Here is a 16,801-nt window from a genome sequence, read left to right on the forward strand (position 1 = left end):
TACGAAATGGAAGACGTTGCCGCAGCAGTTGCGGCAACGTCTTTTTATGTATGGTAAGGCTATTAACGGAACCGCAGAGGGTGCAGCACAAAGTTGTTGTGTATCGCACCGGATAGAAGGAAAACAACCTGAATAACAGGAGCCGCGTTTCTGTAAAATTGCTGGAAATTGCAGGGTAATACAGGTATCCTGCCATAACGTCCGGTACTGCGGTCTGTTATGACGTGTGCCACGTGGCTGGAAATTTTGAATGTATTGAAACGGCGTTGTGCCGTCTGAATGAAAGGTGTGACATGCCGGAATTACCAGAAGTTGAAACCATTGCCTGCGGCCTGCGGCCGGAGCTTGAAGGGCGGGAATTTGTAGCTGTTGATGTGCGGAACTCCGGTTCGGTGCACGGCGACAGGCATGCCTTTGATTGCTGCGTGCTGAACAGGCGCATTACAACCGTAGGGCGCAGGGGAAAGCTGCTGCTGATTCATCTGGCCGCGCCCGAGGATGATGACACGACATGCAAGGCTGCACTCGAATTTGCAGAGACATCCGATCTGCCTGATATGCTGGCGTTTCATCTGCGTATGAGCGGACGACTTTTTATGTACGATGCAGATCAGCCCGCAGGAGTACATACCAGACTTATCTTCACGCTTGATAACGGGCGTAAATTGTTTTTTGACGACGCTCGAAAGTTCGGCTCTTGCAGGGCGCTTTCGCCTGACAGCAGACCGTTATGGAAGTTCTGGGCAACGCTGGGGCCGGAACCGCTGGAAATCGGACGCAAAGAATTTATTGATCTGTTCAGGGGACGGCGTAAGGCCATGAAAGCTCTGCTGCTTGACCAGACAGTTATTGCAGGAGTGGGAAATATTTACGCTGACGAATCTTTGTTTCGCGCCGGGATCAGGCCGGACACGCGTCCTGCCGAGTGGAGTGCACAGGCTGCCGCACGCAGATTGGGCAGGCTGTATGATGAACTGCGTGAGGTGCTGCACGAATCCATCAGAGAGTGCGGTTCATCTATCAGAGACTACCGCGATGCTAAAGGCGATGCAGGTGCTTTTCAGAACAGCTTCAGGGTGTACGGGCGCAGCGGGCAGCAATGCGTTGTGTGCAAAGATGCGTTGACCACTGCCAAAGTAGCGGGGCGAACCACCGTGTATTGCGTGAATTGCCAGAAATAAACCGGCTGTATGTCTGAAACCGTAAAGAAAGATACCAAGCGCAAAGAAGGCCGTAACAACACTGCGCCTCAAGGGGCACCGTGTGAAGATTCCCGCCTGCATTCTGATGAAACGCCATGTGAGGCGCCATGCCGGAAGCCGCGTGAATTCCGAAAAAACGAGCATGACCAGACTGGGTATAATGTTTCTGATCTGACTTCGAATCGGGCTTTGCCTGAGCCCGCGTCTCCGGAGGATCTTGAGGCGCACAGGCATGCGCCTTGTCAGGCTGCGACCGGGGTCGCTGACAATTCTACTTGCCAGCTTTCTCATCAGTCAACTCCGCAGGGTGTGCCTCAGAGTTCAGGTCAACCCACTGTTCAACCCACGGTACAGGCCTCCGCCTTACCCATTGTCCGGCCAGCCACTCAGGATTTTGTTCAGGTTGCTGCTCAGGCTAATCCGCAGACCACTGTTCAGGCATCCATGTCGCAGCGTTCAACATCCGAGAGACCCTTGGAAACTGCTGACGGCTGCTGCAACCATGCAGGCGGCTCCGCAAACGATACTGCTGCCGGCCAGGAACCTGCGTTTTCAGGTGCTGCCGATACAGCAGAGCACCAAACCCGGCTGGCCCGTAACGTCGCTGTTATCGGGTCTGCAACATTGGTTTCGCGCGTGCTTGGCTTTATCAGAGATGCCGTGCTTGCGTTTGCGCTGGGGACGGGGCCGTTAGCTGACGCGTTTCTGGTGGCCTTCCGCCTGCCCAACCTGTTACGCAGGTTGTTTGGTGAAGGCTCGCTGAGCATGGCGTTTGTGAGTGTTTTTGCCACAACACAAGAGCAGCAGGGACGTGAGCGGGCGTTCGAGCTGGCCCGTAGTATGTTTTTCTGGGTTTCCGGAGTGCTGGGCGTATTGTGCATTGCTGGCGTGTTGGCTGCTCCTGTGCTTACTGCTCTTATCGCGCCCGGTTTTTTGCGTGATGCCGAGCTGTTTCAAACTGCGGTAGAAATGGTGCGCATCTGTTTTCCGTATGCGTTTTTCATCTGTCTGGTGGCACTATGCATGGGAGTGTTGAACGGGCTGGATAAGTTTGCGGTACCGGCACTTGCTCCGTGCATTTTGAATATTGTGCTTATCGGCGCGGCGCTGTTTGCGCTTGTCAGCGGGGTTGATATGGCGCTGACTCTGGCGTGGGCTGTGCCTGTGGCTGGTGCTGCACAGCTTGCGTTTATGCTGGCGGGAACCACGCGGGCCGGTTTTCCCCTGCGCGGCGCATGGCGGTTGGCAGACCCGCACGTTGCGCGTGTGGGCAAACTGCTGGGGCCCACCGTGGCGGGGGCGGCTGTGTATCAGCTTACCATTGTGCTGGGCACCTTGCTGGCGTCGTATCTGCCGTCAGGCAGTATCTCCAGCCTTTATTTTGCAGACAGGCTTGTACAATTTCCGCTGGGGGTGTTCGGCGTTGCGGTGGGAACAGCCGCTTTGCCGTGTCTTGCTTCTCTGCATGGCTCCGGACGGCGGGATGAATTTTTGCAGACATTAAGCGCTTCTTTGCGGCTTAGTCTGTTTATCAGTCTGCCCGCTGCTGCGGGGCTTGCTGCATTGGCAACGCCTCTTGTGTGGCTGATCTTCGGCAGGGGGGCTTTTGATGCCGCAGCAGCACAGAACACTGTGCATGCGCTGCTTGCGTATGCTCCCGGCGTTCCTGCCATAGCGCTTGTCCGGCCATTGGTGGCGGCATTTTATGCACAGGAAAATACACGTACTCCCGTATTGTTCGGTGTAGCCTCGCTGGTTGTGTATCTGGGTACGGCACTACTACTGATGCCGCATTACGGACATGTGGGGCTGGCACTGGCCGGTTCTGTTTCAGCATGGGCGAACGCGGTGCTTCTGTGGTGCGGGCTTGTCAGGTCCGGTTGCGCTATAACCGGTATTGCGCGTCAGGTCTTGTTGTATGCCGTTATGTCTGCAGTCATGGGGGGCAGTGTTGCCGGTGCTGCGACATATATTGATTCCATGATGCTTGCGGTGGCTTTGCTGGTTCCCGCAGGCGCTGCTGTTTATGGTGGGGCGGCCTTGTTGTTAAGGCTGGAAGATGCACACCTGCTTACAGGAGCTTGTAAAGCGCGCCGTTAGTTATGATGAGCCGTTTTGATCTTGGTATACTGCGGTTTTATCATGGCATTTCGGCCGTTCCTGTTTAATGGTACGGGCTGGCGGTTATAGTGGGAGCTTCTTCATGATAAAGCACATGCTACGATACGGTCTGCGCGGTCTTCAGGTTAGAATATGCCTGTTGACACTGGTCGTTTCTACGCTGGTTGCGCTTGCATTTGGTACATACGAGTACATCACAGCCAAGAATGCGGAATATGCACGCCTTGAGCGCTTTTCTGTGTCTCAGGCTGACAGGCTTTCGCGCCTTTTGCATGTGCCGGTATGGAATCTTGATAAGCAGTCTTCCATGTCTATCATTGATACCGAGATGGACGACGAGCGCGTGCATGGTGCCATTATCTATGACGAAGGCGGCAGTATTTTCGTCGGGCGCCAGCGCGGTGCAGGCGGTGTGATCAAAAGCGCATCTCAAAGTCTTGCCCGTGACGATTTTATTGTTATGTCACGTCCGTTACGGCAGGGGCATTTGAAATTTGGCACCCTGCAACTCTATGTCACTCCTGAATTTATTGAACGTTCGCTATATGCGAATATGATTACCGCATTAGTGCGTATGCTGGCGCTTGAACTGGTGCTGGTCATAGGCATTCTGCTTGTGGTGCGCCGTTCACTGCTGGGGCCTCTTGCTGCGTTGAATATGTGGGTGCGCCGCACGGCGATGTACGATTACGGGTCACGCATTCCAAAGATGAATGATGACGAGCTTGGGGAGCTTGTTGACAGCATGAACGGTATGCTGCGCGAAATCGAAAAGCGTGACAGAATGCTTAATGACCATAGCAAGCATCTGGAAAAGCTTGTTGCCGAACGTACTCAGGAGCTTGAGTACGAGCGGCAGGTTGCGGAAAAAGCCAGCAAGGCCAAAGGCGACTTTGTCGCCAGCATGAGCCATGAGCTGCGCACACCTATGAACGCCATCATCGGCATGATTGAAATTGCCATGAAGACGGACCTCAGCACCAAGCAGCGTGAATATCTTACCATCATCCGCTCCTCTGCCCGTTCGTTGCTGGGAGTTGTTAACGATATTCTTGATATCAGTAAAATTGAAGCCCAGAAGATGGAGCTGGAGCAGGTTGCTTTCAATACTCTGGAAATGCTGGAGGAAGTGACAGACTTGTTCCGTGAGCGTGTTGGTATGAAAGGGGTGGAACTGGTTCTTGATATCAGCTCTTCCGTGCCGCAGGTTCTGGTGGGTGACCCCCTGAGGTTGAAGCAGGTTCTTGTAAATCTTGTGACGAATGCCTTTAAATTTACCAAGCAGGGCGAAGTCCGTATCGGCGTAACAGTGGCGGATCGCACACAGGACGTCGTGCAGCTTGCTTTTTCCGTGCGGGATACCGGCCTCGGGATTGGTGAGGATGCCCGTAACAGGCTGTTTGAAACATTTTCTCAGGCAGAAGATTCTACTGCACGCCTGTTCGGCGGCAGCGGGCTTGGCCTGTCCATTGCGCGAGAGCTTGTCCGGCTGATGGGCGGTAGTATTTCAGTTGAAAGCGAGCCCGGTAAAGGCAGTGACTTCACATTCACCGGCAGATTCGGCCTGCCTGCCGATCCTGCAGATGAACGGGTTGCCCGCAAGGGGGAGCCGACAGCAGGGCGGGCATTGCTGGTAGAGGATAATGAGAGTAACCGCATGGTTATGGCCCGTATGCTTTTGCGGCTGGGGTATGCATGCGATGCTTTGCCGGACGGCTATGCTGCCTATGAGCGCCTCAAAAGGCAGGCCGCTTTGTACGATCTCATATTGCTCGACTGGCGCTTGCCCGGCGTTGACGGGCTTGAACTGCTGGAAAAGCTGCGTGCCGAAAAGCAACCCTTGTCGCCTGTGTTCATGATGACTGCATTCGGGCGCGAGACAGAGCTGGAGCGGGCTGAGGGCTTGGGAGTTGCTTCTTTCCTGTCAAAGCCGGTGAAGCTGTCTTCACTTACCAACGCGATACACGCCCTGCAGGGCAAGGCCCCTCTGGAACAGGAAGATGCCGCTGCGCAGTTGCGGCAGTTTGACGGAATGCGTGCCTTGCTGGTGGAAGATAATATTATCAACAGGCATGTGGCGCTTGATATGCTGCAGGATATGGGGCTTTCAGTTGTTTGTGCAGAACATGGCGAAGAGGCTCTTGCAGTGCTGGATGATGTCGAGCCACCTTCAGGACCTGGTTTTGACGTTATTTTTATGGATATTCAGATGCCTGTGATGGACGGCATCGAAACGACCCGCGTCATCCGTCAGCATCCGCTGTGGAAGCATATCCCCATTATTGCCATGACTGCCCATGTAATGAGCGAAGACCGCGACAAGGCATTGGAAGCCGGTATGAGCGACTATGTGACAAAGCCTGTGGACAGAATGATGCTGCTTCAGGTGTTGCAACGTTATATCGGTGACTCCGCGGAACAGCATGTAATTACGCCTGCGTACGGGGAGAGCGTCACAGCCCTGCATCAGCATGTCGCAGGGCAGAAGAGTACGGGGATGAATATCGCTTCGGGCAACGGAGACGGTGCGGATGGCGGGACTGAAAAGGCTAGATACGCAGTTTCGCTACTTCAGGAGCATAACATCATGCATATGCGTAGTGCCGTGTGGGAGGATACGTTGACCGGTAGTGCGTCTACACCATCTGCACCATCCGGAATGCGTCCTGCCTTGGCGCAACCTCAGGCTTCTGTTCTGTCCTCTGAGCGGGCCTCTGCTCGGGGATCTAGTCAGGCCTCTGTACAAGCCTCTGTGCAGGTACCTGTATCAGCTCCTGCCGATGAAGCAGCATACCCTGATGAACTGCTCGGGCTGCGTTTGTCCGAAGGCGTAGAGCGCCTTGGCGGCAAGTGGGCAATTTACATTGAAATTTTGAAGAAGTTCGCTGAAGTCTATAGCGTGGCTGTGGATGAAATCAGTGAGGCTGTAGAGCGTGAAGACAGAGAGTTTGTAGCGGAAAAAGTACACGCCATAGCAGGTGCTGCAGCTAATATTTCTGCCAGAGAACTGCGCGAGGCTGCTCTGGAACTGGAGTATGCCGCCCGTGATGGCGAGATGATGGATGTTGCGCTGGAAAAGTTCCGCTACTGGCTGGAGCAGGTCATAGAGTCTATAGGAATGCTGCCGGAAGGCTGATAGCCGGACTGATGACCCTGTTCACGGGCGGGCAAAGTGAATGCGGACGGAATCAGGCGGAGGAGTATGAAGGCGGTCGCTGGCGTATGCTGTCTGATGAATCGATTGCCAGCGCTGACATTCGAGGTGTGTACCGGCGACAATAAATGTTGCCGGCGTTGCCTGATTTCCGGCTTGCGCCTTCTGAATGAAGTACCAGCTTTTTACAACATACCGGAATTGCAGTCCTGCAAGGATATATGCGTATGGAGCCCTGATACATGGTATCGGGGCTTTCGTTTTGACAGCTAAAAGAGTATGGTGCCCCTCGGCGTACAGCGGGACCTTTTTTACGCGCGGTATGACATGTAACACCGCATCATCTGGTCTTTTGCTGAGTTGAAAAGCGAACGGGTGGCACAAAAAAAGCCCCGCATAAGCAGGGCTTGATTTTGTGGGGCGAATGACGGGACTTGAACCCGCGGCCACACGGGCCACAACCGAGTGCTCTACCAACTGAGCTACATTCGCCGTTCGAGACTGAGGCATATATACCCCACAGAAAGCAACGTCAAGCATAAACAGTGATAAAATTATCGTCAGGGAATTTTTTCCCGTGAGGAGAGTTAATGGATAAATTGGTCATCAAAGGCGGCACGCCGCTGGAAGGTTCTATTCGTGTCAGCGGCTCAAAAAATGCCTCTTTGCCTATTCTCATGGCGTCTATCCTGCTGGAAGAGCCTGTAATTTTCCGCAACGTTCCGCGCCTACGCGATATTTATACTACCAATAAGCTTCTGGGCATTCTGGGCTGCCCCGCAGAATTTGAAGGCGATTCAGTATATGTGAAGCCCTGCGACCTGAATCCCGAAGCTCCGTATGACCTTGTTAAAACCATGCGTGCATCTGTGCTGTGCCTTGGTCCTTTGCTGGCCCGCCTTGGCGAAGCCCGCGTAGCGTACCCTGGCGGCTGCGCTATCGGTGCGCGTCCTGTGGATTTGCACCTGAGCGCCCTTGAAAAGATGGGAGCGGAGTTCGAGCTTGACTCCGGTTATATTGTAGGCCGTTGCAAGCAGCTTACCGGCGCGCATATCCGGTTTGACTTCCCCACCGTAGGCGGCACCGAAAACCTGCTGATGGCCGCAACGCTGGCTAAAGGTGAAACTGTGCTGGAAAATGCCGCACGCGAGCCGGAAGTTATCGACCTTGCTAACTTCCTGTGCGCCTGCGGTGCCGACATTACCGGACAGGGGACGGACGTTATCCGCATCCGCGGTGTGGAAAGGCTGCATGGCTGCGATTACCGCATTATGCCCGACCGTATCGAAGCCGGTACGTTTATGGTGGCAGCGGCCATCACCAAGGGTAACCTGCTTATTGAAGATTGCCCCGACGATGCACTGGATGCTGTCAGCCAGAAGTTGCGCGACATGGGTCTTTCCGTTGTGAGCGAAGAAGGCGGTACACGGGTGAAATATCAGGGCCATCTGGAATCCACTGATATTGTCACTCATCCGTACCCTGGCTTTCCCACCGACATGCAGGCGCAGTTTATGGCACTGATGTGCGTAGCCGACGGCTTCGGCATGGTAGAAGAGACCATTTTTGAAAACCGCTTCATGCACGTGCTTGAACTGGTGCGCATGGGCGCGGATGTACGCCTTGTCGGCCGTACCGCCCGTGTACGCGGCGGCCGTGCGCTCAGGGGCGCGCCGGTAATGGCGTCTGACTTGCGCGCGTCGGCCTCTCTGGTTTTGGCCGGTCTGGCGGCAGAAGGCGAAACTCATGTGCAGCGTATCTATCACCTCGACAGAGGGTACGAGCGTATCGAAGAAAAGCTCTGCCCTGTGGGTGCAGATATTCAGCGCGTGCCAGAATAATATTCACGCAGACTCCATTGAACGCCTCCGGTTGTGCCGGAGGCGTTTTTTCATGCTCAAAAACGGATGATATTCATGGCGCGGCGAACATCTTTGCAGTCTGACGATGCAAAACCGGCAAATAAACAGCCTGTAGATACAGGCTGTTGCTGTGCTGGTGCTGCGCCTCTTTGTTATGGCGTATCAGGTGCTGCTGCGAAAGATGTTGCGGTGACAATTGCAGAAGATGCCGAGACAAGGCATTGCACACATGCGACCCTGCCTGCTTTACTCTGGCGGCAATGGTGCCTGCTGGCGACGTTGTCCGGCATGTTGCTTTCCGGTTGCGTTGACTGGTTCGCGGCTGGCGGCGTTGCTGCCGCAGACTGGTCTTCCGGTAATGATTGGCAGCAGTGGCTGGCCGCGTCCGGTGTAAATGTGGCCCGACTATCCGGCCTGCTGCATGAGTTGCTCCCTGTATTATTGGCCGCGCTGCTGTTGCTGGCTGCAATGGTGGTTTGGTCGGTATCGCCTGCCAGTGCCAGCCGCTTACGCCCGCGTGCAGGTAAGCGCGCTTTTGTTCTGGGATTGTGCATGGTTGGCGGAGCCGTCGTTGTGGCAGCGGGAAACGATGCTCCTGCCCCTGTGCCGGACTGGATGACAGCACGGCAAAAGGTTGTTGTGCAGGGTACTGTGCATGAGGTGGAAAGCCGTCCTCAGGGCCGCTTGCGGGTAACTCTTGCTGATGTTCAGTGCCTGCCTGTGAACGCTAAAGAACGTAAAAGGTCAGCCGCAACCGTGCGGCTTCGTGCGGCTTCACAAGCTGTTTTGCCCGTAGTGCAACTGCCTGAACTGGCGAACGGTTTCGAATTCGCTTCCGGCAAGCCGCCACTCTTCCAGCCTGTTATAGATAACCTTTCCAGCCAGACAACCGGGCTATTGTCATCCGGAAGCGCACAGGCTGCATCTCCACCTGACAACGCGCAGGCCGTGTCTCCATCCGGCAGCGCGCAGTTTGTGCAGGCATCCGGCTGGTTGCCGCTTGCCGGAAAAACGGTCTGGACGTGGGAGTATCCGCTGTTCCGGCCTCAAATTGGTGACGTAGTGCAATTTGAGGGGCGGGTAAAGCCGGTGCGCGGATTTTTGAACGAAGGCTCTTGGAGCAGCGGCCAGTTCTGGCGTCGGCAGGGTGTGGAGTTTCGTGTCTGGACGCGGGCGGAAAAGGGCAGTGTGCGTATTGCAGGCAGTGCAGGACCAACTATCGGGCTGATGTCCGGACCAATAAGCGGGCAAAAAAGCGGGAAACAGGAGTCAGCCGGATTGCGCCCTGCTGTTACCGGCGAGACCGGAGTTTCGCTTGTACCTGACAGAACGAAAAACGGTACTTCAGAGCGCCCCTCCGTTGCTGCTGAAAATGATGACCGTGGGGCAAAATTTGGCGACGCACAACCGCAACGTCCTGATTATTCTGTTGTGCTGGCTGCGGCAGATTCTTCTGTCAACCTGCCTGCCATATCCGGTTGGCAGCATATTTCGGATAGTCTGGCCCGATACGCAGACCAAGTGCGTTCCGGCGTGTTGCAGCGTCTGGAAGATGCCCTAGTGCTGGCGCACACAGCAGGACGGCATGACGGACATTCAAATTCAAAGGAAGCAGATGCACAGGCGCATGAGGCGAGCACGCAAGAAGCGCTTGCAACTCCCGCCCCTGTAATATCGATGCCGGATAACGGGCAGGTGATGCCGCGCTGGTATGATATGCCGCAGTTGTATGCCGTGCTGCCTGCGTTGCTTCTGGGGGAGCGCTTCTACCTGTCGTCCTCATCCATGGACAGACTGGCAGATGCGGGGCTGGTGCATAGCTTTGCGCTGTCCGGTATGCATCTGGGATTTGCCGCCGGAGTAGGAATGCTGGTGGCAATGGGGCTGGGGTGGTGCTTTCCTCGCCTGTATCTGTTTATTCCGCGGCAGAAGCTGGCTGTATTGTGCGCAGTTCCTGTTGTCGCGTTGTATGTGTGGCTTGGCGGAGGGACACCGTCACTTCTGCGGGCGGCGTTGATGTTTGCTTTCTGGGGCGGATTGCTGCTGGCTGGGAAACGCGGAGTGTTGATCGACGGGCTGCTGTGGGCCGTTATGGTTATCGTGGTATTGCAGCCGGATGCCGTGTTTGACATGCGGTTACAGTTGTCCGCTCTGGCCGTAGCGGGCATAGCGTGCGCGTTGCCGTTTTTTGCATCGTTGCGGGGCGTAAGAAAAACTGCCGGTGGCGGGGTGCCGCAGACTGCCGTGAATGAACCGTGGTACCGTCGGGTAGCGTTGCGCTGTCTGCGGGGAGGCACGGGTATCCTTGTGGTCAGCGTGGCCGCGCAGCTGACACTTATGCCGCTTACGCTTGATGCGTTTGGCACTGTGACGCCGTGGTTTATGCTTAACGTGCTCTGGTTGCCAGTTCTTGCTTTGTGGGTGTTGCCGCTGGCCTTTGCGGGGCTTGCCGCGTTGCATATTCCCTTTTTGTCCGGTGTGGCGCAATGGCTGCTCGCAGCAGCAGCGTTACCTGCCGGATGGCTTTTTAATCTGTTGGCTACATTGGACGGTGCTGGTCTGCTCCACCCTGTGCTTTCAGTCAGGCCATTGCCCGTATCATGGGCGGGATTCTGGCTGCTTTTGCTAGCCTGTTGTTTTTTGATGCGGCAGCGGAGAATGGAGCGCAAAGCAGAAGCCTGCGCAGCCCATAGTAATAAAGGTGCCGGGCGGACATTGCGGCCTGCCACAGTGCGTATGCTGCATTGGATGGTTCCCGCAGGCGTGGTGTTGCTGATGGCGGGGCCTTGTCTGCGGTTTGCGGGTTACTTCAAGAATGATGTTTCCGTGGCTGTACTTGATGTGGGGCAGGGGCAGGCTGTGCTGGTACAGGCGCCTTACGGGGTGCGGGTACTTGTAGATGCCGGTGGCTTTGCGTCAAGCTCGTTTGATACCGGCAAGGCACTGGTTGCGCCGGTGCTTACGTATAATCAGCCGCCGCGGCTTACTGCAGCCATGTATACGCATCCGGACCGTGACCATATGGGGGGCTTGCCGTTTATTATACAACGCTTTGATGTGGGCGCGGTGTATACAAACGGAATGATGCCGGAAGGCCGCGATGCCAAGGGCTGGCAGACGGTATTAAAGGATACCGCTCATAGTCCGGTACCTTTGCAGGCTGGCGATACCATCGCCTTGTCGGGCGATGCTGCGTTGCAGGTTCTAGGCCCGTTTCCGGATTCAAAAACTGAAGATACCAATGATGGTTCTGTTGTGCTTCGACTTGTGCGCAACGGCAGCGGGTTGGCCTTGCTTCCGGCCGATCTGGGCACTGTGGCTCTGGATGCCCTGACGGCACGGGCCAATGGAGATGATGCGGGGCAGTTACTGGCGCAGGTTGTGCTGGTGCCGCATCATGGCAGCGGAAACAGTCTTTCCGAGTCCTTCTATGATGCTGTCGCGCCGCAGCTTGCCGTGGCCTCGTGCGGGTATTTGAACTATTGGGGATTCCCGAAGAAAAATGTTGTAAAAGCGCTGGAACAGCGTGCCGTCCGGCTGCTGACAACGGCAGACCACGGGCAGATAACAGTGAGCTGGGACGCAGGCAGTACTATGCAGGTACGCACTGTGGAGTAGACCTGCCGTTTATGGCAACAATGGCGGGACTGTTTTTGCGCTCTCTCCGGTCTGATGGTTTTGCTTGTGTGGTTGAGGCGGTTGCAATGCGACACACGGCGCAGTGCCCGATTTTTATGCCGCCAACAGAAAAGCGCTTCGGATAACCGAAGCGTTTTTCTGTTTTTTCAGCTGTAAAGGCGGTTACATGTCTGCCTTGTTTGTTCGGGATTCTATGCTGTAAAAAGCCACGGGAACAACCACCAGACTGAATATGGTGGAGGCGATAAGTCCGAAAATAAGCGCCCACGCAAGGCCGGAGAATATAGGGTCAAGCGTAATGGGCCATGCGCCCAGCAACGTGGTGGCTGCTGTCAGCAGAATGGGCCGCAGACGTGTGGTGCCGCTTTCCAGCACTGCTTCGCGTAGCGGCAGCCCCTGTTTCAGGGCGTCCTGTATGAATTCTATAAGCACCAGCGAATTTCGGATGACTATGCCGCCCAGCGCAATCATGCCGATCATGGATGTTGCGGTGAAGAATATCGGGTCAGCATACCCGCCGGCTTCTCCTGCAAAGAGCAGGTTAAGCAGCCAGAATCCGGGCATGATGCCGAGCAATGTCAGCGGGATGGCAGACATTATAAGTAGCGGCAGGGCAAATACGCCTGTCTGGATGACCAGCAGAATGTAGATGCCTGCCAGTGCAGCCCCGAAGGCAAGGCCCAGATCGCGGAACACTCGGATGGTGATTTCCCATTCTCCTTCGCCTGCCCACTCCACATAGGTGTCTGGCGGCATGGGGGCTTTTTTCAGTGCGCTGCTCATGTCGAGGATTGCCTCTCCCGGAGCACGTCCTGCCATTTCGCCGTATACATAGACAACGCGGTGCAGGTTTTTGTGGTAGATGGGCTGGTCTTCCGGCACACGCTCAAAGTGACCCAACTCGCCCAGCGGTACGATGGAACCTTGCGGAGCCTCCTGTGTCTGAGCTGTACGCACAGGCATGGATTCCAGTTTTGCTTCGGATGAACGGCTCTCCCGTGGCAGCCTGACGACTACGGGGAGCGGCTGACGTTCATGCGGTTCGTGCACATTGGCCGGAATCTCCCCGCCTACGGCTACGCGTAGTGTGCGCGCGATGTCTTCTGTTTCAACTCCGTGCAGAGCCGCTTTTACCCTGTCTGTGACAAAGTTTATGCGGGTGGATTCTTCTTCCATGGTAGAATCGATGTCCGTTACACCTTGTTCCTGCTGCATGACGGAAAGAACGTGATTTGCCGCGTCATGCAGCTGCGCCAGAGATTTGTCGGGGGTTCCGTATACCTCTCCTGTAATGGTGGAGAACACAGGCGGGCCGGGGGGCACTTCCACCAGTTTTATGTGTGCTCCTGCTGCATTAGCAATAGCCTGGAGGTCGTTGCGCAGCCGCAACACGATGGTGTGACTTTGCTGCGTCCTGCGGGATTTGTCTGCCAGATTGACGCGGATATCGGCCTGATGCGGTGCAGAACGCATGTAGTAATGGCGCACCATCCCGTTGAAATCCATGGGGGATGCCGTGCCGGTGTAGGTTGTGAAATCGCTTACTTCCGGCACGGTGCGCAGAAAGGCTTCATAGCTGCGCACAACACGGTCAGTCTCTTCCAGACTCGTACCTTCCGGCATATCGATGACAATCTGGAATTCGTTTTTGTTGTCAAAAGGCAGCATTTTCAGAGGCACAAGGCGAAACAACGCCAACGAGCAACTGGCTATCAGCAGGATAATGATAGCCGCCAGCATGATGCGCCGTTTTTTAGCAGAATCGAGCAGCGGCGTTACTGTCCTTCTGTAGATGCGTTCCGGCAGATTACGGGGCCGCGATGCAGCACGGGGAGATGCGCCTTCCTGTGTATCGGCCTGTGTATTTTCTCCGTCTGTGGTCAGCATGTCCGGCTGAAGCCCTTTACTGCGCAGCAGCAGGTAACTGAGCCACGGCACAACAGTAAGAGCTGCCAGCGTGGAGAATATAACCGTCAGGGGCACATTAGCCGCCATGGGCGCCATATAGGGGCCCATCATGCCGGTGATGAAAAACATGGGAGTAAAGCAGACAATGATGGCCAGCGTGGACATGATGACCGGCGGCAGCACTTCCTGCACGGCTGCCAGCGTGGCCTCCAGAGGGCCGCGGCGCTTGGCGAGAATATGCCGCTGAATGTTGTCTACGTTGGTGATGGGGTCATCCACAACAAGGCCGAGCGACAAAATAAGCGCAAACAACGTGACGCGGTTGATGGTGTAGCCCAGCGTATAGTTGACGAAGAGTGCCAGCGCAAAGCTGAGCGGCACGGAAACAGCCACTACAAGAGCTTCACGGCGGCCCAGCGTAAGCATCAGCAGGCCGACCACGGTGGCAATGGCAAAGCCGAGCGAGGTGATAAGATCGGTCACTTTCTGGTCGGCTGTATCGCCGTAGTTGCGGGTAACGTGTATGGCTACGCCGTCTGGCAGAATCTCGCGTTGCAGCGACTGCGCTTCTGCAATGACTTCCTCTGCCACAGTGACCGCGTTGGTCCCTTTTTTCTTGGCAACGGCCAGAGTGACAGCGGGCAGTGAATCTGTTGTCTGGATATGTTCTTCCTGCGCAAGACGATTTGAAAAACCGATGCGGGAATAGCTGACGGGGTGAGCAGGGCCGTCTGTCACTGTTGCCACATCGCCCAGATATACGGGGCTGCCGTCGGACACGCCAACGACCAGTTCGCGCACTTCGCGGGCGCTGCGCAAAAATGAATCCGCGGTGATGGTAAGGCTGCGCCCCCGGTAGTCCAGCGCGCCGGCAGTGACGGAGGCATCGGCCCCCGCCAGAGCCGTGGTCACATCCTGCACCGCTACGGAAAATCCCGTCAGCCGTTCCGGATCAAGGTATACATGCACCTGACGCGGCTCACCGCCTGTGATGCTGACCTGCGATACATTTTTTACAGCTGCAATGCGGTTAAGCAGCTCTTCCGCCATGCGCCGCAGGGCATGACTGTCGTAGGTGCCTGCTTCGGGGTATAGAGTCAGAGTGACAATAGGCACATCGTCTATTTCAACAGGCTTGATTGCCCATCCGGTGACGATATCAGGCACCATGTCGCGGTTTTTGGTGATGGCGTTGTGCAGCTTTATGAGAGAATCTTCACGGTCTTCGCCCACAAAAAAACGCACAGTGGCCATGGCGCTGTCGCGACGGGAAATGGAATAGACATGCTCTACGCCGTCAATCTGCCAGAGAAGCCGCTCCAATGGTGTGGCAACCAGTTTTTCCACTTCCGCCGCTGATGCTCCGGGCACCTGCACCAGAATATCTGCCATGGGCACAATAATCTGCGGTTCTTCTTCCTTGGGGGTCAGGTATAGTGCCGCCATGCCCATGCCCAAGCCGAAAATGAGCAGGAGCAAAGCGTTTTTGCCGGTCAGAAAGCTGGCAACAATTGAAGCGATGAAGCCCGAAGGGCCGGAGTTATGATGTGGCATTGCCGGTTCCTTCGTTGCCGGTTGTGCTATCGGGCACGGGGGCTGGTTCTGGCTCTTCGTCTGTTCGGGCAGGGGGTGCCGGTACAGGCAGCAGAACCTGCTCGCCGCCAGTCAGGCCGGAAAGAATTTCTATATCGTTGCCAAAGTGCCTGCCGGTTTTAACGTGAACGGTCTGCACGGTATTGTCTGCGGTGTGTATGCGGACTGTTTCAAGCTGGCCCACGCGCTGAACCGCCACAGCGGGAATGAGCACGGTCTGACGGGCATCCAGCGGTATAAGAAGCTTGCCGTACATACCCGGATACAGCCCGGGAGCCGGAGGAAGGCCGACTTTTACCAGAAACGTTCTTGTGCGCGGATCTGCGGAGGGAACAACTTCTTCCACCACGCCCGCAAGGGGTGATTCTCCTGCTGCGGCAATGCGTACCTGCAGGCCCGAACCGGTCCGCACCCGCTGAATCAGGCCTTCGCGCACCTGAGCCTCAAGCCGCAGGGCACCCCCTGCCTGTATCACAAGCAGGGGCTTTCCGGGAAAGGCAAGATCGCCTGCTTCAGCCTCGCGCCGGACCACTTCGCCGTCTTCAAGGGCGGTGATGGTGGCATAGCCTAATGCTATTTCCGCTTCTTCAAGCCGTTTGGAAGCCTGTACTCCGGCAGAAAGAGCGCCGGAGAGGCCGCCCTGTGCACTTGCCAGCGCCGCTTCGGATTGCAGGTACTCAGCCTCTGCCTGATCAAGTTCCCGTTGTGCCACTGCCCGTTCGGAAAAAAGAGCTTTGATACGCTGGTATTGGTTTTTCGCTTTGGCAAAAGCCGCCTTTGCCTCGGCTACAGCCTGCCGTGCCTGTGCAACGGCTGCGTTGCTGCCGATGATTGCCTGCGCCGCCTGATCACGGCGGGATACAAGCTCGCGGTTATCCAGCTCAATCAGGATATCGCCTTTGCGTACCTTGTCACCGGTTGATACAGCTATATGCAGAATTTTTGCTGTTACCTGTGCCTCTACTCGTGTTTCTGTGCGGGGGCGGACTGTACCTACAGCCTCTATGGTGTCTTTTACAGCCACAATTTTTGCTGTTGTTGCAGGATGTTGCTGTGTAGTGGCGGCTGAGGATGGACTGTTGTATGTATCTTCAGGAGATAATTTTTGAGTATTTAACATGCCGGAAGACCACAGGAAAAGGAATATAAGAACTGTAACTCCGCCTATAACGGCTAGTAATTTTCTTTTCGGCATGATGAATCCCCGTTGATGACTGTTGTGGTCTGCCAAGGAATGTATTACAGGTACCCCTTCACTGTCCGAAGGGTACAGCATTTTTCATGATGTTATTGTATTTTCAACTATAAGTACAGATGAGCTG

General features: G+C 55.6%; 7 protein-coding genes and 1 tRNA gene. 5 read left to right on the plus strand and 3 right to left on the minus strand.

Annotation, left to right across the window (positions count from 1 at the left end; translation table 11 throughout):
* Nucleotides 1–293: 293 nt before the first annotated feature.
* From mutM to ACK5LI_RS10900, 3 genes are all read left to right on the plus strand, one after another.
* Entirely contained in the window at nt 294–1,181 is an 888-nt protein-coding gene (gene mutM, locus ACK5LI_RS10890; RefSeq protein ID WP_416949165.1) for a bifunctional DNA-formamidopyrimidine glycosylase/DNA-(apurinic or apyrimidinic site) lyase, read from the plus strand.
* Between the two features lie 9 nt (nt 1,182–1,190).
* On the plus strand, nt 1,191–3,302 hold the full coding sequence (gene murJ, locus ACK5LI_RS10895) for a murein biosynthesis integral membrane protein MurJ (RefSeq protein WP_416949167.1): 2,112 nt from the start codon (nt 1,191–1,193) through the stop codon (nt 3,300–3,302).
* Between the two features lie 103 nt (nt 3,303–3,405).
* The gene (locus ACK5LI_RS10900; protein ID WP_416949170.1) at nt 3,406–6,459 is read left to right on the plus strand and encodes a response regulator; all 3,054 of its coding nucleotides are present in this window, start codon (nt 3,406–3,408) and stop codon (nt 6,457–6,459) included.
* A 434-nt stretch (nt 6,460–6,893) separates the two neighbouring features.
* On the opposite strand, the gene ACK5LI_RS10905 is transcribed toward ACK5LI_RS10900, so the two are convergent.
* A tRNA-His gene (locus ACK5LI_RS10905) sits at nt 6,894–6,969 on the minus strand.
* Nucleotides 6,970–7,067: 98 nt separating this feature from the next.
* Between ACK5LI_RS10905 and murA the strand changes: the two genes are divergently transcribed.
* Both murA and ACK5LI_RS10915 read left to right on the plus strand, forming a co-directional pair.
* Nucleotides 7,068–8,318 (plus strand): UDP-N-acetylglucosamine 1-carboxyvinyltransferase, encoded by a 1,251-nt coding sequence (gene murA / locus ACK5LI_RS10910; RefSeq protein ID WP_416949172.1) that lies wholly within the window; start codon nt 7,068–7,070, stop codon nt 8,316–8,318.
* Between the two features lie 75 nt (nt 8,319–8,393).
* Nucleotides 8,394–11,957, plus strand: a complete 3,564-nt coding sequence (locus ACK5LI_RS10915) for a ComEC/Rec2 family competence protein (RefSeq protein ID WP_416949174.1) — start codon at nt 8,394–8,396, stop codon at nt 11,955–11,957.
* Nucleotides 11,958–12,140: 183 nt separating this feature from the next.
* Here ACK5LI_RS10915 and ACK5LI_RS10920 read toward each other — a convergent pair whose 3' ends face one another.
* Both ACK5LI_RS10920 and ACK5LI_RS10925 read right to left on the minus strand, forming a co-directional pair.
* Entirely contained in the window at nt 12,141–15,440 is a 3,300-nt protein-coding gene (locus ACK5LI_RS10920) for an efflux RND transporter permease subunit (protein ID WP_416949176.1), read from the minus strand.
* On the minus strand, nt 15,427–16,674 hold the full coding sequence (locus tag ACK5LI_RS10925) for an efflux RND transporter periplasmic adaptor subunit (protein ID WP_416949178.1): 1,248 nt from the start codon (nt 16,672–16,674) through the stop codon (nt 15,427–15,429). The genes ACK5LI_RS10920 and ACK5LI_RS10925 overlap by 14 nt, the downstream gene beginning before the upstream one ends.
* Nucleotides 16,675–16,801 lie beyond the last annotated feature (127 nt).

The organism is Oleidesulfovibrio sp., assembly GCF_047973035.1.
Classification (GTDB): Bacteria; Desulfobacterota; Desulfovibrionia; order Desulfovibrionales; family Desulfovibrionaceae; genus Oleidesulfovibrio.